This is a genomic window from Nostoc sp. (assembly GCF_036917935.1).
GTDB lineage: Bacteria > Cyanobacteriota > Cyanobacteriia > Cyanobacteriales > Nostocaceae > Nostoc.
Map to the genome: position 1 here is coordinate 482,950 of NZ_JBALEL010000037.1, position 21,567 is coordinate 504,516.

13 protein-coding genes are annotated in these 21,567 nt (G+C 39.0%); 5 read left to right on the forward strand and 8 right to left on the reverse strand.

The features are described from left to right. Positions 1 to 6: 6 nt before the first annotated feature. From V7K62_RS17250 to V7K62_RS17260, 3 genes are all read right to left on the reverse strand, one after another. Complete coding sequence (locus V7K62_RS17250) at positions 7 to 5,340, reverse strand: trifunctional serine/threonine-protein kinase/ATP-binding protein/sensor histidine kinase (RefSeq protein WP_334865980.1); 5,334 nt, start codon at positions 5,338 to 5,340, stop codon at positions 7 to 9. 216 nt (positions 5,341 to 5,556) lie between these two features. After that, positions 5,557 to 7,866, reverse strand: coding sequence for an NAD(P)-binding protein (locus V7K62_RS17255; RefSeq protein ID WP_334865982.1), 2,310 nt, complete (start codon positions 7,864 to 7,866; stop codon positions 5,557 to 5,559). 133 nt (positions 7,867 to 7,999) lie between these two features. Beyond that, positions 8,000 to 9,250, reverse strand: a complete 1,251-nt coding sequence (locus tag V7K62_RS17260; protein WP_334865984.1) for a hypothetical protein — start codon at positions 9,248 to 9,250, stop codon at positions 8,000 to 8,002. Between the two features lie 314 nt (positions 9,251 to 9,564). Here V7K62_RS17260 and V7K62_RS17265 point away from each other — a divergent pair, with 314 nt between their 5' ends. Continuing rightward, positions 9,565 to 10,881, forward strand: coding sequence for an amino acid permease (locus tag V7K62_RS17265; protein WP_334865986.1), 1,317 nt, complete (start codon positions 9,565 to 9,567; stop codon positions 10,879 to 10,881). A gap of 68 nt (positions 10,882 to 10,949) precedes the next feature. Next, entirely contained in the window at positions 10,950 to 11,495 is a 546-nt protein-coding gene (locus tag V7K62_RS17270) for an RNA 2'-phosphotransferase (RefSeq protein WP_334865987.1), read from the forward strand. 78 nt (positions 11,496 to 11,573) lie between these two features. On the opposite strand, the gene V7K62_RS17275 is transcribed toward V7K62_RS17270, so the two are convergent. The 5 genes from V7K62_RS17275 to V7K62_RS17295 all read right to left on the reverse strand — a co-directional run bounded on the left by V7K62_RS17275 (position 11,574) and on the right by V7K62_RS17295 (position 17,841). Continuing rightward, the gene (locus V7K62_RS17275) at positions 11,574 to 12,782 is read right to left on the reverse strand and encodes a NupC/NupG family nucleoside CNT transporter (RefSeq protein ID WP_334865989.1); all 1,209 of its coding nucleotides are present in this window, start codon (positions 12,780 to 12,782) and stop codon (positions 11,574 to 11,576) included. Between the two features lie 155 nt (positions 12,783 to 12,937). Next, a complete protein-coding gene (locus tag V7K62_RS17280) occupies positions 12,938 to 13,123 on the reverse strand; it encodes a hypothetical protein (protein WP_334865991.1) in 186 nt (61 codons plus the stop codon). A 41-nt stretch (positions 13,124 to 13,164) separates the two neighbouring features. Further along, positions 13,165 to 13,650 carry a hypothetical protein gene (locus V7K62_RS17285; RefSeq protein ID WP_334865993.1) on the reverse strand — a complete coding sequence of 162 codons (486 nt, stop codon included), beginning with the start codon at positions 13,648 to 13,650 and terminating at the stop codon, positions 13,165 to 13,167. Positions 13,651 to 13,720: 70 nt separating this feature from the next. Further along, positions 13,721 to 15,988, reverse strand: coding sequence for a caspase, EACC1-associated type (locus V7K62_RS17290; RefSeq protein ID WP_334865995.1), 2,268 nt, complete (start codon positions 15,986 to 15,988; stop codon positions 13,721 to 13,723). 452 nt (positions 15,989 to 16,440) lie between these two features. After that, positions 16,441 to 17,841 carry an amidohydrolase gene (locus V7K62_RS17295; protein WP_334865997.1) on the reverse strand — a complete coding sequence of 467 codons (1,401 nt, stop codon included), beginning with the start codon at positions 17,839 to 17,841 and terminating at the stop codon, positions 16,441 to 16,443. Positions 17,842 to 17,922: 81 nt separating this feature from the next. Here V7K62_RS17295 and V7K62_RS17300 point away from each other — a divergent pair, with 81 nt between their 5' ends. From V7K62_RS17300 to V7K62_RS17310, 3 genes are all read left to right on the forward strand, one after another. Continuing rightward, on the forward strand, positions 17,923 to 18,702 hold the full coding sequence (locus V7K62_RS17300; RefSeq protein ID WP_334865999.1) for a cysteine hydrolase family protein: 780 nt from the start codon (positions 17,923 to 17,925) through the stop codon (positions 18,700 to 18,702). Positions 18,703 to 19,082: 380 nt separating this feature from the next. Next, positions 19,083 to 19,538, forward strand: a complete 456-nt coding sequence (locus V7K62_RS17305) for a cupin domain-containing protein (RefSeq protein WP_334866001.1) — start codon at positions 19,083 to 19,085, stop codon at positions 19,536 to 19,538. A 629-nt stretch (positions 19,539 to 20,167) separates the two neighbouring features. Then, positions 20,168 to 21,567 (forward strand): hypothetical protein (locus V7K62_RS17310; RefSeq protein WP_334866002.1); only part of this gene is annotated, 1,400 nt, incomplete at its 3' end.

A 21,567-nucleotide genomic window follows, 5' to 3' on the forward strand; every position in this document is an offset into this window, starting at 1 on the left:
TCTAAATTACCCGCTTTTGCAGGGAATTTGAATGATAAACTCTGCGCCCTGTCCAGGTGCAGAAATGCACTCTATTGTACCGTGATGTTTGTCTACTACGATTTGATAAGTGATTGATAATCCTAAACCAGTACCTTGTCCTACAGGTTTAGTAGTGAAAAAAGGATCAAATATTCTTTGTCTAACACTATCACTTATACCTACCCCATTATCCTTAATGGAAATGACGACTAAATCAGGATTGACTACTTGGGTACGAATAGCGATCGCACTATAATTACTCTTAATCTCCTCTGCTTTTCTTTGCTGATTTAACTTTTCCAAAGCATCAATCGCATTATTCAGAATATTCATAAATACCTGATTTAGTTGCCCAGCATAACATTCAACCTTTGGCAAGTCACCGTAATTTTTGATAATCTCAATTGCAGGCTTATCTGGTTTGACTTGGAGACGGCTTTGCAAAATTAATAAGGTACTCTCAATTCCCTCATGAATGTTAACAGGTTTCATGTCAGCCTCATCTAACCGAGAGAAATTACGTAATGTCAGCACAATTTCCCGAATGCGTTCCGTACCAATTTTCATAGAAGATAAAGTTTTAGGCATATCTTCTTTAATAAAATCAACATCAATATTCTCTAAAAACTCTTCAATTTCTGGTACTACGTCGGGATAGAGATTTTGGTAAATATTAATTAAATTAAGTAAATCTTGTGTGTAATTATTAATGTACTCTAGGTTGCCATGAATAAAACTTACAGGGTTATTAATTTCATGAGCAATACCAGCAATCATTTGCCCCAAACTTGACATTTTTTCTGTTTGAATAAGCTGAGTTTGAGTTAATTTTAATTCGTGCAAAGTTTGCTTTAATCGGATATTTTTTTCATTTAATTCCCTAGTTCTTTCCTCTATCTTCTCTTCTAAGTTCGCGTAGAGTCGGGCATTCTCTAAAGAAATAGCTGCTTGTGAAAATAGGATCTTTAATATTTGTATTCTATCCGAAGTAAATGCTCCCACTGTTAAATTATTTTCTAAATAAAGCAAACCAATTATTTTGCCTTGATTAACGATAGAAGTACACATAAGTGATTTGATTTGATGGTCAATAATATACGGATCTATCGTAAAATTGCCTTCGTTAGTGGCATCAGACAAAACCACATCTTTTTTGGTTCTTGTGACATAATTAATTACAGATATAGGCAATTGCTGACTATTTTCCACTGGTATTGATTGACCAACAGTTAAATCATCTTTATCTACACTTGCTTGAGCTTCAATAAATAATCTCCCTGCTTTCTCTAGAAGCAAAATACCAGTTTGAGCGCCAGCATTCTCAATCACAATCGTCATTAATTTTTTTAGCAAGTTTTCCAATAAAATTACTTCTGATAAAGCTTGTGATGCTTTAATAACCGTGATTAAATCTAGTCCACTTGACTTTTCATTGGCAGTGGAAGTAGTAATAGTATTACTTGTAAACCCTACTTGAGAGTGAGTGGGAATCTTAACAATTAATTCTGGGTATTTTAATTCCAAATCCTTAAATTTAGCATCTGCTCCCCAACGACGATAACCATAATGTGCCTTTGTCATGTATAGCGAAGCAAATTCATTTCTTCCTAGACTGAGATAAAATTCTGCTGCACATTCATAAGCTAGCGCCTCTTCATGAATATATCCAGAATTATGAGCGCCTTGAATTGCACGATCATAGTGTTCCATAGCTACTAATGCTTGTCCTAAAAATCGTGCTTTTTCTGCTTCTACTAGTTCATATTTATGCTGATTATTTACAGGTGCGTGAGCCGCCCATTCTTTTAATTGTTTTTGGTTTTCTTCCACTTTCTCCATAGCAGTTTTTATATCTGTTTCAGAAGTAGTATTTAAACAGACAGCCAACAATGTTAGAGAATAATAAAACTTATATTGAGGTAGATAAACAGTCCCACTAGCTGCAACTTCATACTGTTGTGCTAATTGAGCATTTTTAACAGACTGACCATAATCTTTAAAGAAATAACTTAAAATACTTTTGGCAAGATAAGCATAAAAGATACCTGTAATATTTCCTGCCATTCTCTGCATTACTGATTCATTAAAACTCTCACCCTCTAAATAAGATTTATTATCCTGTCCTGGAACTAGTTCAATTACCATCTGTTTTAAGATAAGCAAACAAACGGTAAAATGTTCTTGCTGTATTTTATGTGCTAAATTAATATATTGTTCTAGTCTTTTTCCCAGAATTTCTAAATTTTCTCCAGCCCAGAAAAGATGCCAACAAACTAATAATCCATTGTAACCCACATACTCAATATCTCCTGTATCTAAACCACTTTGAACACCATCTTCTAAAGGTTCTATAGTTGCTTGAATATGTTCTTTCCAATGCCTAACAAAAATATTAAATAAGGCGTACACTTTAGATTTAATTTCTTTAGCGTTGAATTGATCTAAAATCTGTAAAGATAATTTACCAAAACGATATCCTGATTCAATATCCTTAAGAGGCCCACATAAAATTAGCCCATAAAAACCATAGGCATAAGCTGCAAAAGATGAATTGCCATCCTGCACACATAAATCAACCATCGTAAAAGCAATCAGTGGTAAAAGTGCAGGATCTGCTAAATAAGCGGGAGGCATGGCTGTCATTAGTATCCTCATGGCAGCTAGCTTATGAGCATCAGTCATTTCTGGCAGATTGACTAATTCTTCAATTATTAACTCTGCTGGTGGAGTTTGAGACAATGAAACTCCCAGCATCTCTAGCACCTGCAAATCTAAATCTAATGCTTCTCGCATTCGATTTTGAGCCACATAAAACTGAATCTTTTTCTCATATACTTTAACAGTATCAAGAATGTTTTTACTATTACTTATAACACTGGTAAATAATGCCTCTGCTTGCTCAAAATTTGTATTTAAATATTCTGCTTCTACTGTTTCTACATAAAGGTTCAGAGTTAATTTATAATAGTTTTGCCAACAATCGATTGCAAGTAAACTTAGACCTTGCTTCAGAAAGCTTACAGCAGATTCGTAAGCAGCAGAATCTTTAGCTTTACGTCCAGAAATAAGATTTAACTCAGCTAGTTTATATCTTTCTTCTGGAGAATAAATTAGTTCAGTACCGAGATTTAACTGGTTAACAATATCGAAGATTTTTTCCTCTACTAAACTTTCGTTTATATTCTTTAATAGGAGTCTACCAATATTTAAGTGAATCTTCTTTTTCTGCTCATCGGGTATCAACGCATAAGCCGCTTGTTGCACGCGATCGTGAAGAAACTTATAATCAATTACAAAAATATCAACATTATCTAATAGCTGTGGTAGTTTATAGCTATCACTTAAAGGTAAAACTAAACCAGCTTGTAGTGCTTCCCAAATATCTAATGCTGTGTCCTTATGAGATTTTTCGTTAACACAAGAAAGTATATTTAAATTAAATTTATTACCAATACAGGCAGCTATTTTTAAAATATTTTGTGTAGTGTCTTTGAGCTTTTGAATTTTACCTATCATTAATTCAACAACATTATCAGTAATTCCTAGCATCTGAATGCGCTGAATATCCCATTGCCATTGACCAGTAGTGAAATTAAATAACAGCAGATTTTCTTGATGAATAAACTTGAGTAATTGATTGATAAAAAACGGATTGCCAGCAGTTTTATTGAAAACCAATTTTGCTAATTCTTTAGAGTTATCTAAATTAGATTTTAGGGCGTCGCTAACTAGTTGATAAACATCAGCAATTTTGAGATTTTGACAATGAATAGTCTTGACAGAGCTACTATTTTTTTCCATTTCCCGCAAAACTAACATTAAAGGATGACTGGTATCAACTTCATTATCTCGATAAGCTCCGATTATCAATAAATATTGAATATCAGTATTTGTAGCTAATAACTGAATTAATTTTAATGAAGCTAAATCTGCCCATTGTAAATCATCTAAAAATATGACTAATGGATGCTCTTTTTGAGCAAACAAATTGATAAACTTTTGAAAAACCAAGTTAAAGCGATTTTGTGCTTCTGCTGAAGCTAGTTGTGGTACTTCTGGTTGTTTACCGATAATCAGTTCTAGTTCAGGAATGACATCAATAATAATTTCAGCATTTGGAACTAGAGCTTCTAAAAGTTTTTCTTTCCAAGTGGCTAATTGTACTTCACTTTCTGTCAGTAATTGCTGCATTAACTCTTGAAATGCTTGAATCAGGGAAGCATAAGGAATATTGCGCTGAAATTGCTCAAATTTACCAGCAATAAAATAGCCTCTGTTTTTGATAACAGGTTTATGGATTTCATTCACTAATGCTGATTTACCAATACCCGAATAACCAGCAACTAATATTAATTCTTTATTTCCTTGATTAACTTTTTCAAAAGCAGTCATTAAGATATCTATTTCTGCTTCTCGTCCATACAACTTTTCGGGAATTTGTAGTTGGCTAGACTGATCCTGCTGACCAATAGAAAATTCGATTATAGAATTAGTTTGCTCTAACTGATTGAGACAGTTTTCTAAATCAGCTTTAATCCCAAAAGCACTCTGATATCTTTCCTCAGCAGTTTTGCTGAGTAATTTCATAATAATTGCAGAAATTACTTGAGGAATTTCTGGGATTAACTGATCTATTGTTATAGGTTGTCTGGCGATATGACAATGAACTAACTCCATTGGATCAATTGCTAGAAACGGTAACTGACCTGTGAGCATTTCATAAAAAGTTACACCCAACGAATAAAAGTCTGTACGGTAATCAACTAATCGGTTCATTCTTCCTGTTTGCTCTGGAGACATATAGGCTAGAGTTCCTTCGAGCAAATCAGGATTACTAAGTTTGGGTTTTTCTTGAAAAAGCAGTGATGAGATAGAAAAATCAATAATTTTAACTTGATGAGTTTCTAAATTAACAATAATATTCTGTGGTTTAATATCTTTATGAATAATATAATTTTGGTGTAATTCACCTAAAGCTTGGGTAATTTGAATGCCTATATTGAGAAAATCAAGTAAGGTAATTTTTGTTGACTGGATAATTTTGCAGAGGGAAGTACCATTAAAATTTTCTAACACAATGGCAAAACCATTGTTGTATTTTTCTAGGCTATGAGCTTTAATAACTCCTGGGATATCTAAATTTTTGATTAGCTCATATTCATGTTTGAATGCTGCTATATCTTTGAGTTCAGGGTATTCTGTTTTTAAAAGTTTGATAACTACTAGTTTATTATCTTTATTTCTCCTGGCTCGATAAACAGCAGTTTTTGTTCCTTCATCAATTAATTCTATAATTTGGTAATTAGATAATGTAATCATTTGTGATATTAATACTTTAGACAAATTCTCGAAGTATTGGAAATATTGAAATAATTATCCTATGAAGAATAGAATAACAAATACATTTTTAATGTTTGTTATGGCACAAATATTAAAAATGTATATAAACACTAAATTATATCGGTTGCCAAAACCTATATAATCCTAAATTTTGTTGAGTTTGTCAAAATGCACCTCATTAACTTGAATACACCTTTAGAACCAAGAATCCCACTCACCAATAATTTCTTTAGTGTATTTTATATGGAAGCATTGGTGTAGAATAGCTCGTGTTGCTTGCATAGCAGACATTACTGTAGCTTCCACGCAACCAGAATTGTAACCGTTGTTAATCCAGTCGCCAATTAGGTAAAGATTATCAAACCCAGATTCATCAGTTTTGAGTCGATACTTGGTACTTCCAGGTACAGAAAGTACATAGCGTTCTGATGGGTTAATGTTAATTCGCCAGTATTGAGCTTTAAACCGTTCTACTCCTTGACGGTTTTGAAAATCTACTAGTAAATCCCAATTCAAACCTTGAGGATTTTTAGGGTGAGTAGCATCAGGCCAAAGGTGTCCGATGTAATTGTTGAGGAAGTTAATTGCTTGTTGCTCTACTTTTTTTTGGGCTTTAGCTGGAAAATCATATTCTGTCTGCGGAGGAATACCTGGATCTGCAATTACACCGGTGAAATAAGCTACACTGTAAGGATAATGCTCAGAAGGCCAATTTTCTCGTTGCACTAACTCGCTCATATCTGCATAGACATCGAGTGGTTCAACATAAGCTCCTACCACGGGACTAGATTGTTGCCATCCCAATTGGGGTAAGGTAGGCTTAAGCCATATTTGTCCGCCTTGAGTAGTTACTGTCTTAACTTGAGTTAACATATCGTGCCATTTTTGATGCACGGGATTTTTTTTGGCATCGAGCAATTCACCGCAAATAGAGGGTAAGGCGGCTATAGGAATTCCTAGCAACACAATATCAAAATCATTGCCTTTGGTGAGGGTAATTTTGTCTACATTCTGCCAAGGTGTCCAATATGACTCAAGGTTAATTTCTTGCTCTTGAAGTTTTTGGGCTTCTTCATCGACAATCTGATCGTAGAGAGGTTCACTAGGCCAGCAACGAATGTCTTTAACTTTGATGAGTGGTTGATATTCTTGCTCTGGGTTTTTTAAATTGACTTGAGGAGCCAAAGTGATGGTTGCAATTGATTGCTGATCTTTATCCAAGTGCAACTGCTTGACAACATGGAAGAACTTGAATTTTACACCGCGACGCTTTAGCACTTCATATAGTGGAGTGATGACTACCTCCGCCATCCCTGATTGCATTTTCCACATGATTGCGCCATTGTATTTGAACAAGATAGTGGTGAGGACACGAATAGCTGTTCCTGCTGCTAGTTGCGGTTTATTGGTATTGCCTTCTGGAAAACCATACACTAAATCGTATAAGACGCGAATAAATGCTGATTTAACACTTGATTCCCTAGCTCCGTGTTTTCGTAGCCAGTCTCTATAGTCGTACTCATCTAAACTGTCTAGGGAACGAAAAGAAATTATCTCATCTACTAATAAACCCCGAATGGTTGCTAATGCTAGGTCAATGAGTGTTAAACGCCAAAAAATGTGAGGATTTTGCCCGTTTTCTGATTCTATCTGACGGCTCAAGTGTTCTTTAAAACGGTCTATTAGCTTGAGAATTAACTGGTGATGTTCACGTCTATGAGTTTTGGTATTTTTAGGCAGTGATTGAGCTAGGTTATAGGCAATATTTAAGAACATTCCTTCAGAAGTTAAGTCTATATCTTGGAGGATATCGCCAATGTATTGGTTGATATTGTTAAGCCATTTTCCCCAATAACTAGGTTCTTGTAAAAATAACTGAATTAACTGGCTAGGAAATTGTAAGAGACTACTATCTGATAAAAATTCCATTACCTCTTTGCCTAATGCTATTTGTTTGGCAAGAGATACTGAGGAACTTTTGAAAGGATGGAACTGGTCGGAATTATAAATTTCTGCGTAAGTCCGAATGACGAATTTGATGGTGGTACAGATATGTTCCCAAAGAGAATAAATACCGCCACCTTCCCAGGGAACTTGAGAATTAGTAGGGAAGTTAAAAGGCAGATTTACCCAATTTTGATTGATGTATTCTTCTAAGACAATGAGACTGTGGGGTTTGAATGCGTCTTCTATGGTGCTGAAAGGCCCGTTGCCACCAACTTCGTCATAGCATTGCTTGAGTAGACGAAAGGCATTTTCGTAGAATCCAAAAAAAATGTGCAGTCCATGTTCTTCGATGCGGTAGTCTGGTTCACAATCAGGTGCATGGGGTTTGATATTCCGTCCAGTTCCACATTTACCACCTAAACGCCAACCTGTTTGATAAATAGTAATGTCGTAGAGACTATCCCACTCTGGTTGACTGGTTAATTCATAAGCGGTGGCTAGGGATGCCATTCCACCGCCTAAAATAGCGATCTTTTTTGGCTTAACGGTTTTGGACATGGTTGTTTTTCCTGATAAGGAGCTAGTTGGGAAAATCTGGGCGACTAGAAGTCGCGGCTACACGAGACTTTACCTGCCTCCGCAGGTTAGTAAACCGAGAGCTTGTGTAGTAGCGAATTATATTCGCCCCATACTAATTTTTCTGTGGTGCTTGCCAAACGGTTTTTCCATCTTTGAGGGTGAAGTCGAAATGCAGGACGAAACCAAGCTTTACGGGGATATTTACTGATTCGCTACCTGGGAGATAACCTTTGCCTAGTCCTAAGTCTTGGACGATTGGTTGGCTAGCGAAATTATTGATTTTTAATTGAAATTGATCGCCAAAACCATTGAAGCCAAAGAGCTTTCCGCCATAGAAGGTTTGTAGTTGCATGGGGGATTCAATCAGTGCTTGATAGCAGGCATTTTTGCTGTTTTCTACGTCGCGGATTTGTTTGAGGGTAACGAGGGGGACGACTCTGTTTAGGAGATATTCGAGGAGATTAAAGGGTAACTGCAAGCCAGGAATGGCAACTTCGTCATTGTTAAATAATAAGCTAGCGATCGCGCTTGCGGCTTCTTCAAAAGTGCCCCATGTTTTGATAGCTCGATGTTTATCTCCTGTACTGATGCGTTGAACTTCTAGCAGCCGTGCATCTAGAGATTGACTTGTAGGAGAAAATTCTTTAAATACCAAGGTGTCTACGGTTAATAAATCCGGTTCTTGATTTAAGTCAGGAATCTGAAATGTGCCAAGTTGTTTAAAGAAGCCGTAGACTTCTCTACCAGAAACTAGGATGGGACAATTATTCACGTATAAGTAAGGCATGAACCAAGCTAGGCGTTCGGCAATGAATAAAGGCCCGACTCTTTTACCTACCACTGTTAACATCCAAAAGATGGTTTCTTCTTCATGCACAGTTCCTTTCTCATAGTCGGGTGGATAAATAGAACTTAAAGAATCTATCTTGTTGAACGTCAAGATGAGATAGTTCGTCGCTGGGCGATATTCAATCTCGCCGTTATTGGGATCATTGAGATATTTATCACACACCTCTTGTAACTTCGCCATTGAACCTTCAACGACAAAGCCGTACATTTTTGTCCCTTTGATATCGTAGGGTTGATTAAATGCCTGTCCATCTGCTCGTTCTATATATTTGGGGTATGATGATTTGTTACCACCTCCGCAAAAGTAATTTTGGAAAAAACCATTCATATCTTGTTCCATATTTTTGCCTTTTACCGCTAAATTTTGGAACAATTGCTCCGGCTTTTGTTGCATTTGGGTAAGGTAATTTGTGAGTTTTTGGGGTTCTTGAAGTAGGGCAGCAAATTCGCTAACAGCGCCTAAAGCCGTATGGAAACTTGTTTGTATTGTCTGCAAAGGGTTGTTGGTGTTCATCGGGTTTTGGGAAATAAATGACAATTATTCTTCAGCACAGAGTCTTGTTTGAAGTATTCCCCTTACACTGGCTTTTCTAACAAATTGCTCAGACAGATTTCAGTCCCCTTGCAAGGTAATAGTTAGTGGAAACCGCGCCAACACAACTAGTAATTAAAGTTGGTATAAAACGTTTCATTTACCTCACGGGGTATAGTTAATGGAAACTGTAAGGCGATCGCCCCAAATGCCAGCAAAACCTAAAATCAGGGTTTTGGCGAAGAAAATTTACACATGCTAATATTGTTTATTTGGTTTAAGTACGGATATTCAGTATGGTTCCCATAAAGACTGTTCTAAAAGATTCAGAGCAAGTCACTCGGTTGTTTTCTCATCTCGAATTTGATGGAAAAAACCTCAATCATCAACCGGGTAGTGTATTGGGAAGTACTGCATTGATTGCGGGAACCACCATTGGGGCTGGGATTCTCGCCCTACCAGCCGTTACCCTGCCGTCTGGTATTGTGCCATCCACATCTGGACTGATTGCTGTTTGGCTCTATGCTTTAGTCTCAGGGTTACTGGTTGCAGATGTTACCTTAAACACGATGCGATCAGAAGGACGTGCAAGTATAGGTTTTTTGGGAGTTGTTGAGAAAATCCTTGGTAAACTGGGAGGGCGAATTGCAGGGGGTGCATATTTATTCATGCACTATGCTCTTTTGGTGGCATACATCACCGAAGGCGGAGAGATTTTAGGATATGCGGTAGCAAAAATCTGGAGTGTGCAGATATTGCCTACGTGGGTGGGCACAACGACTTTCACGCTCTTATTTGGTGGCATTATGTATCTTGGGCGAGAAAAGTTTATTGAGAAATTAAACAGCGCCTTTGTCGGAATTGTCATCGTTTCCTTTTTAGGACTATTATTTCTCGCAGGAAGACATATTCAGAGTAACCAGCTGTTATTTCAGGACTGGAGTGCCCTTGGTAGTGCCATTTCAGTGATGTCTGTGGCGCTATTTTTCCAAAACGTTGTGCCGTTGGTTGTGGCGCAACTCGAAGGGGATGCCGGCAAAATTCGTCAGTCTATCTTTATTGGTTCTGTGATTCCGCTAATTATGTTCTTGGCGTGGAATGCCGTAATTTTAGGAAGCGTCAGTCCTGATATGCTACATGGTACATCTGATGGTAGAACTGTTTTTGACCCACTACAAGTTTTACGAGCAGGTGGCGCTGGGGAATGGTTAGGGGTGCTAGTGTCCATTTTTTCAGAGTTTGCGATCGTCACATCATTTATTGGATTTGTGTACGGATTACTGGATTTGTTCAAAGATATTTTCCTCCCTGCACAGGGGCAACTTTCTAGTCGCTTACCCCTTTATTCATTGGTTCTGTTCCCTCCGATGACTCTGGGTACGCTCAACCCCAGCATCTTTTTTACTGCCCTAGATTACACTGGAACATTTAGTATTTCAGTTCTCGGTGGAATTATTCCGGCGTTAATGAGTTGGAAGCAACGTCAAGAACAAGAAAACTCAGATAGTATAAATCAGCCACTTGTTCCTGGTGGGAAGGTGACACTCATTGTGATGATTGGAGTAGCATTAGCCATGATGGCAAGACAAATTCTGTCAATTTACACAAATTAAAACCATCAATAAAATTATGTAATACGCTACAATTATAATTGTAGTATAAATATGCTAAGCACAATCAAATGAGTGATTCTCACCTCCTGAAAATCAGCAAATATCTCAGCAAATATCTACGACACACACCGGATGCAATTGGAATTAAACTTGATCCCGGTGGTTGGGTTGCTGTTGATTACCTACTTACCGCTTGTGCTAAAAACAAATTTCCGATTAGCCGTCAGGAATTAGAGGTGGTAGTTGAATTCAACGATAAACAACGCTTTTCTTTTGATTCTACAGGTAATCTGATTCGTGCCAATCAAGGACATAGTGTAAAAGTTGATTTACAATTAGAAGCTGTTGTTCCTCCAGATGAGCTTTATCACGGCACGGGACGCAAATCTGTAGAGTTAATTCTGCAAACAGGACTTTGCAAAATGTCACGGCATCATGTCCATTTATCGAAGGATATTGCAACAGCACAAACTGTTGGTGCAAGACATGGAAAAGCAGTAGTTTTTGCTGTACATGCTGCGGCAATGTATCAGGCTGGTTACATATTCTATTGTTCTGCTAATGGTGTTTGGTTAGTCGATCGTGTGCCACCTGAGTATCTACAAAAAATTTGAATTTTAACAAAATATAAATCAGAAATTAGGAAGATTTACTTTCTAAATAGTCTCTGATCTGACTTGGAAAATTCTTCTTTAAATCAACATTCCAGCAATACAAGCGGTGATAAAACCCGCTAACAATCCGCCAATCATTGACCTTACACCCATACGAGCTAAGTCATGCTGGCGATTCGGTGCTATCCCCGTAATGCCGCCAATGGTAATACCAATTGAACCTATATTTGCAAAGTTACATAATGCGTAAGTCGCAATAATTACTGCGCGTTGGGAAATTTTACCACTTTCAATTAATGCTTTCAAATCCAAAAAAGCAATAAACTCATTGAGAATTGTTTTTGTACCTAATAAAGCCCCAACTTGGCGGCAATCAGCCCAAGGTACGCCCATCAGCCAGGCCACGGGAGCCATAATAAAAGATAAAATCCACTGCAATGAAAGTTGCTGTAAGCCCACAAATGTCCCCAACCATCCCAGTAGCGCATTCAGGGCAGCCAATAATCCTAAAAAGGCGATAAGTATCACCCCAACATTAACTGCTAGCTTCACGCCGTCAATTGCTCCGGTAGTAGCAGCATCAATTACATTTACATAATTGTTTTCTACGTGCGCTTTTGCCTTACCAGCCGTCTCTGATACTTCTGTTTCTGGGTAAAGTAATTTTGATACCACCAACGATGTAGGAGCAGTCATAAAGAAAGCAGCAATCAGGTGTTCTGTTGGTAGCCCAAAGGAAAGATATGCCCCTAGTACTCCACCGGCTATTGTGGCAAAACCACCTGTCATCACGGCATGAAGTTCTGATTGCGTCATATTCGCTATATAAGGTTTAACCATCAGCGCCGATTCTGTTGGGCCCAAAAAGATGTTACCTGCACAGGATAAAGATTCAGAACCCGATGTTTTCATCGTCTTGATCATTACCCACGCCATCACGTTTACGACTCGCTGTAAAATACCGTAGTAATACAAGACGCTGATGAAGGCAGAGAAAAAGATAATTGTCGGCAGCACTTGGAAGGCAAAGAAATGATCCTTAAAATTTTCTCCAAAGACAAATTTGGCACCAACATCAGAAAATGCTAAAAATTGGCTGACAATATCTCCCAGAGATTTAAACACATTCAAACCCCAAGGAGTTTTAAGAATTACTAGCGCAAATGCAAACTCCAATCCCAAACCCCATGCCACTATTCGCCAACGCACCGCACGACGATTAACAGAGAAGGCGTAGGATATACCGATAAAAACTAAAATTCCTAACGCAGAAATAACGCGTTCCATGTTTACTCCCGGAAATGTATCGCTAAGGCACTTAGTCACAGAGCATACACAAAAACCCGCCTTTATCGCTAACAGTTTGGGCGACTTTGTAAAGCTTGGTGGTGTGTGGTGTCATGTGCCATCCTTCCCCACCATAGCTTGTGGTTTTTTCAATATTATACGACCACTTCCAGCCGCCAACCGTTGATTTTGCACTCGCCCAAGCGATAGATATTAGACAATGCTCGATCTGAGAGAGCCAGACGTAACTCTCTCTCTATTTGCACAAAGTCAGGCTTTTCCGGCTGCATCTGCAAGTAAGCAAGCAGTTCTGTGGCTGATGTGCCAGTTCTAAAAAACACCGATGCGTAACCGTCTCCCCCAGCAACGACTCTCCAATCAACTAAGGTGAGTTGTGGTGACTGCGCCAGCGTATAATCAGTGAGGTGTCAGCTTGGTTATCTGTGCCAGTTATCCCACCATAACCACACTCAATGCCAAATTTGCGATCGCAAACACCAATGATTTGCCAGATACAATGTGCAACAGTAACTATAGGTTCATCTCTTTGTATACCCAACATGACTTCAGCATAGTTGCTCTGGTCAACATACAAATCGTAAGAACCTTGAGTATTGGCGTCTTTACATGGCGCATTAATTAATTTGCCAACAAAGTGGCAGTGTTCAAAGCCACACAGTGGATGCTGGCGCACCAAAGCAGCAAGGCGTTCAGCATCAGACGGAGCAAAAGAGGCACTGAAGTAGTAATCAGTCCCTTGCCCACACTCTTTGATTTCCCAGAACCAATCCTGAAATATACTCACTATGTAAATATAGACACAACGACATAACGACCAAGATAACTGGTGGTAGATAATATTGAACACCCAGGATATAACCTCTAGGCGATCGAGTTCTGTTTCTCCATATTGGCTCTACGAGCAGCACTTCTCAGAATTACTCTCCTAATATCTGCTTTCTTAAAAACTCACTTTTCTCTTGAGATAAACGATAAATTGTAGGTTCTGCTTTTCCAATTATATGACCTTGTACATAGCTAATACCTAATTTTTTCAATTGATTTAGTGTAACTGGTGAATTTTCATCTAATCCCTCAACAATTATACTTGCTGGGTTTAGTGGATTCGTTGTTGCAACTATTTGTTGAACAAACTGGATAATAACATTAACTGGTTCTTGATAAAGAATTTCACGGTCAATTTTTACATAAGGTGGATTAAGTCCTGCTAATCGAGAGACTGACGCATAACCAACTCCAAAATCATCAATACCAAATTTAATTTTTAACTCTTGAACATATTTAGACAATCTAATTTTAAATGTATCTAAAGGAGATTGAAGCTTCACTCCATCCTGATAAATTGGCAAATCAGTTTTTTCGGAAATTTCTAAAATTAGTTTTTTGGCTGTAATGTGATTGCTTGTTCCTTCTTTAACAATCTCACGAACAGTCTCAAAATAGGCGGTTCGCATCAGAGACTCTGGATACACATTCACTGATAGAGGAAGTATTTCATGAGATCTACTTTGTTTTGCTTCAATTAATGCTCGTCTATAGCTATCAGCCGCCAGATTGAGAAGAACTTGGTCTAACTCAATTGTAAATTTACGTCCCCATAACTCAGCAGCATAGAATAGATCAACAGGAGCTATCAAGCTATCTGGATCACGAGCAAGAGCTTCCCAACCACTAATTGAAAATGTATCTAAGTCAAGAATAGGTTCAAAATATATAATAATTTTGGCTAGACGATCACAAAAAAGATTAAACCTTTTCTCATAGAAAGAAAAAGGAACAAAACCGTAATTCTTTTTCAAATTGTCAAGAATTGTTGCCTCAACTCTTGTCGGTTGGAGATACAATTTTTGGCTAGCTTCGTAGAAACTAGATATGATTGTACAGTAAGCATCACTAAGTAAATAAGAATCTTTTAACAAACCACAGACTAATATAAATTCATTATCTAACGTATCTAAAGGTATCAATATAAAAGCTTTAGATGCTGATTCTTGCTCATCATAGTGAATTCTGTAAATCCCCTGATGATCTGAAGTAAAGATAGAATTAATTGGAATATTAGAAAGAATTTTATTTTTTAAAATGTTGGCATAAGTATCATCATCAATAATTTCACTAAAATTGCTTTGCGCCTTTATATTCCAACTATTTTGATTTTCGACGCGATGCATTACAAACACTAAGTCTGCGTCTGAAGTTTGTCTAATAACTTCAAGAATAAAATTTTGAACTGTAGCTGCTGTATCTCCAGTGTTATTAGATAAATATTTAACAGAATATTCTCCTAATCGTTCAGCTAATCTGCTAATAAAGGATTCAAAAGGTTGTAATAAGCTTGGGATAGGATTATAGTACCTAGTATTACTTAGCTTTTTAGAATATTCTAATTTAATTTCTCCGATGTGAATCTTGGTCTGAATTGTTTCTAAAACTGGAATGGGCATAGATTTTGCTTTCGCTAATATTATTTCAAAGCCCTTATCTCTTAGCACAATGATTTTAGGAGTCATACTAGGAATCACTTCTTGGATTTTGCTAGTAGCAAACTCATGAAGCTCTAATATTGATACTTGTCCATCTTTATTAAGATCGCCTGCTCCTGTTTCGATGCCTTCTACTAAATAACGAGTATAGACAGATAGTTCTGAATCTTCTTGTTCAAAAGAATACTCAGTAGAACTAGAGGATGTCAGAACTACTCGTCCTTCTGAACCTAGTTGTCCTTGTAAATCAACGGAATCGTCATTTTTAGCAGATAGAATTGGATCGAATGCTCCACTAAAACAGCAGTCGAGTATGATTACCTGCCGCTTCGCACGGCTACGTTTCATTACTTCATGAATAAAGTTTGCAGGGACAGCAGTTGACCGTACTAATTCTCCCTTTGAGTTTTTCTTTGTTGCGCGAGTTGCAAAGTATAAATTACCAGTGTCATCCTTAATGCCATGCCCAGAAAAATAGAAAAGTATTAAATCTTCCTTAGTCCGCTCTGAGAAAAGTGCTTCAATTTCGTACTGCATTGTCTGGGGTTCAGGATTTTTTAAACTCTTTAGCTCGTTAAAATCTCCCATATCAGGGTCTTGTAAAACCTGACGCAATGCTTCAATATCTTTCAACGCTGCTGGAAGAGAGCTTAACCCAGGTTCGTATTCACTGACTCCAATTAACAATGCTATTTTTGCCATTTAAATATCTTTATATTGCGGAAAAAAATCCAAATTATTTGCTGTTTTTATAGTAGTTTTATTTATCTGCTATAAATTCCTGAGCAGCTTTAATAGCAAGTTCTAATTCTTCTCGACTATCAGCAGATACTTTCAATTTCCCATCACCAACTTACAGCGCTTCCCGCTATTATGCAATACAGTTTTTTTCTTGCCCCTCTCCTAGCATAGCTTTCAGCTTTGATGATGTACCTCATAGCTGCCGAAAGTGCTGTATATTCAAAAACAGAAGGGAATTACGTACAAAAGCCACAGCAATAGATAGATAAAGCACAATTTATTTTTTATACGTAAATCCTAATGGTGTAGAAATAAAATTAAGCAGGTCAAAATTAGGTTTTAAAAAGACAAGAAGCAGAGAGGCTGGTTGAATTAACACAATTTTTCACTCTGCTTCACTTACGATCGCAGTTTCACAACCCCATAACCGTGCGATAATGTGCTTCAATTTGCGCGACGGTTTCAGACTTGCGCTTTGTCTCCCATTGACTGCGGTTAAATAATTCTTGCCGCAATTCATCAACATTAATTGTTGTCACTTTACCATCGGCAACAATTTGCTTGCCATTTACCCAAACACTATTAACAACATTACTAGGACGCCCTAAAACCAACAAACCAATGGGGTCGGTACGCGGAAGTAATGATAAATTTGTTAGGTCATAAAGTACCAAATCGGCTTGTTTCCCCACAGTTAAGGAACCGAGTTTATCTGCTATATTCAGTCCCTTTGCGCCTCCCAAAGATGCCATTTCTACTGCTTGTCGGGGCGTAATCCAGTGTTGATAATCTGAGTCTGTAACATTATGTAAAATAGAACCAATTTTGATAGCTTCTAGCAAGTCTTGGGAGTCATTACTAGAAGCACCATCACAACCAAAAGTCACATTTACTCCAGCTTGGCGATATTTTAAAATTGGAGCGATGCCACTGCCTAAACGCAGGTTACTTAAGGGATTATGAACAACTGTAGATTGAGTTTCGGCGAGGATGGCAATATCAGCATCATTTAACCAAACACAATGAGCTAGAGTTGTACGATCGCTCAAAAATCCGATTCTTTTCAAATGTTCCACAGCAGTACAACCGTACTTTTCTTGGGCGAGTTTTTCCTGTGCCCTGGTTTCGAGTAAATGGGAGTGACGACAAAGATTGTAGCGATCGCTTAACTCAGTACACCCCTCAAATAAAGCATCAGTACATAATTGAATCCCTGTTGGTGCGACTAAAATATTTACACCCTCATCTGGGCGATGAAACTGTCTTACCGCCTCTTCGATGATTTCCAGTGTTGCCGCAGTTGAGCGAAAATAAGGCTCATGAGTTGGGGCTGATTCCCCAGATGGGATACCTGCGGTGAGGGATTCATCTTGAATTAGAGGGGCGATAAAGGCGCGAATTCCCACTTCTTTGTAAGCGCGAGATGCAATGGCGATCGTTTCTAACTCAAGTCCGGGAATTAACACCAGGTGATCTACTACACTCGTCCCCCCGGAAAGTAGGGTTTCCACCGCAGTACCCAAAGCACTGAGATAAACCTGTTCGGGATCGAGGGGGGCAAAATCATACAGTTCCGCCAACCATAATTCTAAAGGGAACATTGACATGATTCCTCGCTGCCACATCTCTGATGAGTGGGTGTGGGCGTTGAAAAAGCCAGGTAGCAATAGCTTATTTTTGCCATCTATGGCAGTGCCGATTACTTGTAGACTGGGGGAAATGCCTGCGATTCCACCATCTCCAATCTGTACATCTACCGTTGCATAATCATCACTGACGGGAATCAAAACATTTTGGATGGTGAAATCTAGCATATTTAACCTTGATTAAGTAATTGTATTCTCAACTGAATTTCAAGTTACAAAATAGAAAATGGTGTTGGGTATTGGAATTTTATGAATTTACCATTACGGACATTGGGAGTTGCACCAAATGCGTGGACAGTGAATGATGCGATCGCAGATATCACTCGTCTTCAAAAGACCCCACAACCCGTTATTTTATCAACAGAAACTAAAACCCTGCGCCTAGACTTAGCAAAAACTGCTATCCTCGTCATTGATATGCAAAACGACTTCTGTCACCCTGATGGCTGGTTAGCGCATATCGGCGTGGACGTAACTCCGGCGCGTCAGCCCATTGAACCTTTGAACAACTTACTTCCCGAACTGCGTGAGGTTGGTGTTCCAGTTATTTGGGTAAATTGGGGGAATCGTCCCGACTTGCTCAATATTAGTGCTAGTTCGCGCCATGTCTATAATCCCACAGGCGAGGGTGTGGGATTGGGCGATCCACTGCCAAGCAATGGTGCTAGAGTACTCATGGCAGGTAGTTGGGCCGCGGCAGTAGTAGACGAGCTAGAACAGATACCCGAAGATATTCGTGTGGATAAATACCGCATGAGTGGCTTTTGGGATACACCATTAGATAGTATCTTGCGGAATCTGGGAAGGACAACATTATTTTTTGCTGGTGTTAATGCCGATCAATGTGTACTAACTACCTTATGTGATGCCAACTTCTTAGGATATGACTGCGTATTAGTTAAAGACTGCACCGCCACAACTTCTCCTGAATATTGTTGGCAGGCAACATTGTACAACGTCAAACAATGCTTCGGTTTTGTCAGTGACTCGCAAGCAATTTTAACAGCGCTGCAAAATGGTGAGGAGTGACTCAATTTTGGATTTTAGATTGATTCCATGTATGAATACTCTTTCTTAGAGGATGTTTTAAAAGTCCTCTTGTCGGTAGCAAAACGTTCTAGATCCCTCTAAATCCCCCGTTGGGGGACTTTGATCCGGTTCCTCCCTTTTGAAGGGGGGCTAGGGGGGATCAATAAATGCCTAAAATCACAGCCAACCACTTTTAAAACAACCTCTTAGATCAAGAATTTTAGATTTGTTCTCCCGTTTAAATTCGCTTGCTCTCAGGGATTTTTAAATTTTGAATTTGGAATTATTCAATCCCAAATTTAAAATCTAAAATTCTGTAATTCCGGACTGGGATTTTAGGAAGTTTCGTACCCATCAATAACTTCAGAGGGGATAAATAAATGTACGCTACTAGTTGTGTAATTCCGGTGATCAAATCTCTCAAAGATTACCAGGTATATCGCATCAGTCCCAACGACTCTAATCGATTAGCAATTATCTTTGATTCGATAAATGCTAATACTTCCTTGACTTGCTGCATAGAAATTTTTGATGTTGGTGGACAAACACCGCCAAATCGCCATCAGTGGGCGGTGGAAATGTTTTTTGTCCTCAAAGGGGAGGCGATCGCTATGTGTGACGGCAAGAGTGCCACGATCAAAGCTGGAGATAGTTTATTAGTGCCTCCCACTGGGACTCATTTGATTAAAAATACTGGTTCTACTCGCTTGTACACGTTGACTGTTATGGTTCCTAATGAAGACTTTTCGGAATTGATTCGCAGTGGTATCCCGGCGGAGTTAGATGCAGAAGATATGGCAGTACTAGGGAGATTAAATGCTTTGATGCCCTGTTAAAATCATTCCTAATACAGCAGTTTTCTTTTGCATTAAGTACAAAGCTACGGGTTTTGAGGCAGGAGGTAGTTATTGCTGGAGTTCTCCTTAGTACTAAAGACCTCCCGCCAGTCTTAGAGGTTGTTTTAAAAGTCCTCTTGTCGGTATAAAAATATTTTAGATCCCCCTAAATCCCCCGATAAATTGGGGGACTTTGATTCCGGTTCCCCCCTTTTTAAGGGGAGCCAGCGCGGTCTTCTCCCAAGGGGAGACGCTGCGCGATGGGGTCTCCCCAAGTGGAGCGACTGGCGTGGGTTAGGGGGGATCTAAAAGTGCCTAAAGTCACACCAAAACACTTTTCAAACAACCTCTTAGGGCAGTTGATACCAGGTGCCACATACCAAAGCTTGATGTACGAGCGTTATTTGTGAGTGAGCTGCTTGCGGTTACGGCTCAACTCGGTTTAAAAGCGAGAGTAAGAGTCATCTACATTAAGCTGTGTAAAAACCTGCATAATATTTCACCTGTGCATAGATATGTAGATCGATGCTATGCAGAACGAGTTGGGACACTACAGCTTTAATTGCATCAGATTAAAACACACATCACAGTCACCAGAATATTAAAATCATAAATAGAAGGAGTGCCTTATGCCTCAAGAATTTCTCCTATATACACAAGATTTACAACAAGCCAAACAAGAAATAGTAGCTCTTGGCGGAAGAGTTACACAGCAGTTCACGGATGTTGTGATTGTTGTCAATCTCCCAGACTCAGTTGATCCTCAAACGTTACAGCAATCTGCAACTGTTCCGCCTGACTCGCTCGATCCCGTATCACAACTAGCAGTAAATGCCTGGAATCAACTTCAGGTGAAAGGACAAACTAACGGAGCGCCCAGCGCGACAGAGGGACTCAGTTGGGACACACCGGGGTATTCACCACCTCGTTCTACTGAAAACGATCCTGATGCAATTAATCGATCTCCTACTCTAACAGAAAACCTTCCTGATCAGTCCACTGGTACACCCACAAGTCGCTATATGGTCGGCTCTATAGCAGTTGGTGTGGTGATTGTTTCAGGAACTCAGACTGATCTTGCTTTTTCAACTGCGGAACAACAACAGGTGATTCAAGAAGTGCAAGAAGGACTCAATTTCCTTGCAAGTGCTGAACCTCGTGCAAACATTACCTTTGTTTATGATATTCGCCTTGTGACAGTATCGGCGACTCCTGGCTCTACCGATAGCTATGAAAACGCTGAAGCACCTTGGCGTGATGCTGCGCTTCAGCAAATGGGCTTTTTGGCAAATCGTTCCGGCTCAGTTCAATATGTTGAGAATCTGAGAAGTAGCAGAGGAACTGATTGGGCTTATGTTGGCTATTTTACTAAATATCCTCTGAAGCATTTTGCCTATGCCATTGATGAAAAAGTTTGCATGAACTATTCAAACGATGGATGGGGTTCAGATCAAATTAACAGAGTTTTTGCCCATGAAAGCTGCCACATTTTTGGTGCGGCTGATGAGTATGGAGATTGCTCGTGCGGTGGTAGTTATGGACATCTTGGCATTCCGAACAACAACTGTGTCAAGTGTTCGGGTACGCATGTGTCTTGTTTAATGGATGGTAACGTATTAGACATTTGCCAATGGAGTCGTGGTCAAATTGGATGGGATGATCGGTTACTTGGATCTTCATGGCATCGTTTTGAGTTAGCCCCAGCAGAAAGTGCTTCGCTCAATGGCGGTATAACTTCTGTATCAAGAATCCCCAACAGCATGGAAGTGTTTTGGATGGGGGCAGATGGTTCTATCCAAGATGCTTACTGGTACGAGAATGCCGGCTGGCAGCGATTTGAGTTAGCACCTCCAGGAAGTGCATCAACTAATGGCGGTATAACTTCTGTATCAAGAATCCCCAGCAGCATGGAAGTGTTTTGGATCGGGGCAGATGGTTCTATCCAAGATGCTTACTGGTACGAGAATGCCGGCTGGCAGCGATTTGAGTTAGCACCTCCAGGAAGTGCTTCGCTCAATGGCGGCATTAC

What these genes read in the sequence shown, in the direction of transcription:
- V7K62_RS17250 (WP_334865980.1), bottom strand. Translation starts at nt 5,340, where the DNA reads ATGATTACATTATCTAATTACCAAATTATAGAATTAATTGATGAAGGA.
- V7K62_RS17255 (WP_334865982.1), bottom strand. Translation starts at nt 7,866, where the DNA reads ATGTCCAAAACCGTTAAGCCAAAAAAGATCGCTATTTTAGGCGGTGGA.
- V7K62_RS17260 (WP_334865984.1), bottom strand. Translation starts at nt 9,250, where the DNA reads ATGAACACCAACAACCCTTTGCAGACAATACAAACAAGTTTCCATACG.
- V7K62_RS17265 (WP_334865986.1), top strand. Translation starts at nt 9,565, where the DNA reads ATGGTTCCCATAAAGACTGTTCTAAAAGATTCAGAGCAAGTCACTCGG.
- V7K62_RS17270 (WP_334865987.1), top strand. Translation starts at nt 10,950, where the DNA reads ATGAGTGATTCTCACCTCCTGAAAATCAGCAAATATCTCAGCAAATAT.
- V7K62_RS17275 (WP_334865989.1), bottom strand. Translation starts at nt 12,782, where the DNA reads ATGGAACGCGTTATTTCTGCGTTAGGAATTTTAGTTTTTATCGGTATA.
- V7K62_RS17290 (WP_334865995.1), bottom strand. Translation starts at nt 15,988, where the DNA reads ATGGCAAAAATAGCATTGTTAATTGGAGTCAGTGAATACGAACCTGGG.
- V7K62_RS17295 (WP_334865997.1), bottom strand. Translation starts at nt 17,841, where the DNA reads ATGCTAGATTTCACCATCCAAAATGTTTTGATTCCCGTCAGTGATGAT.
- V7K62_RS17300 (WP_334865999.1), top strand. Translation starts at nt 17,923, where the DNA reads ATGAATTTACCATTACGGACATTGGGAGTTGCACCAAATGCGTGGACA.
- V7K62_RS17305 (WP_334866001.1), top strand. Translation starts at nt 19,083, where the DNA reads ATGTACGCTACTAGTTGTGTAATTCCGGTGATCAAATCTCTCAAAGAT.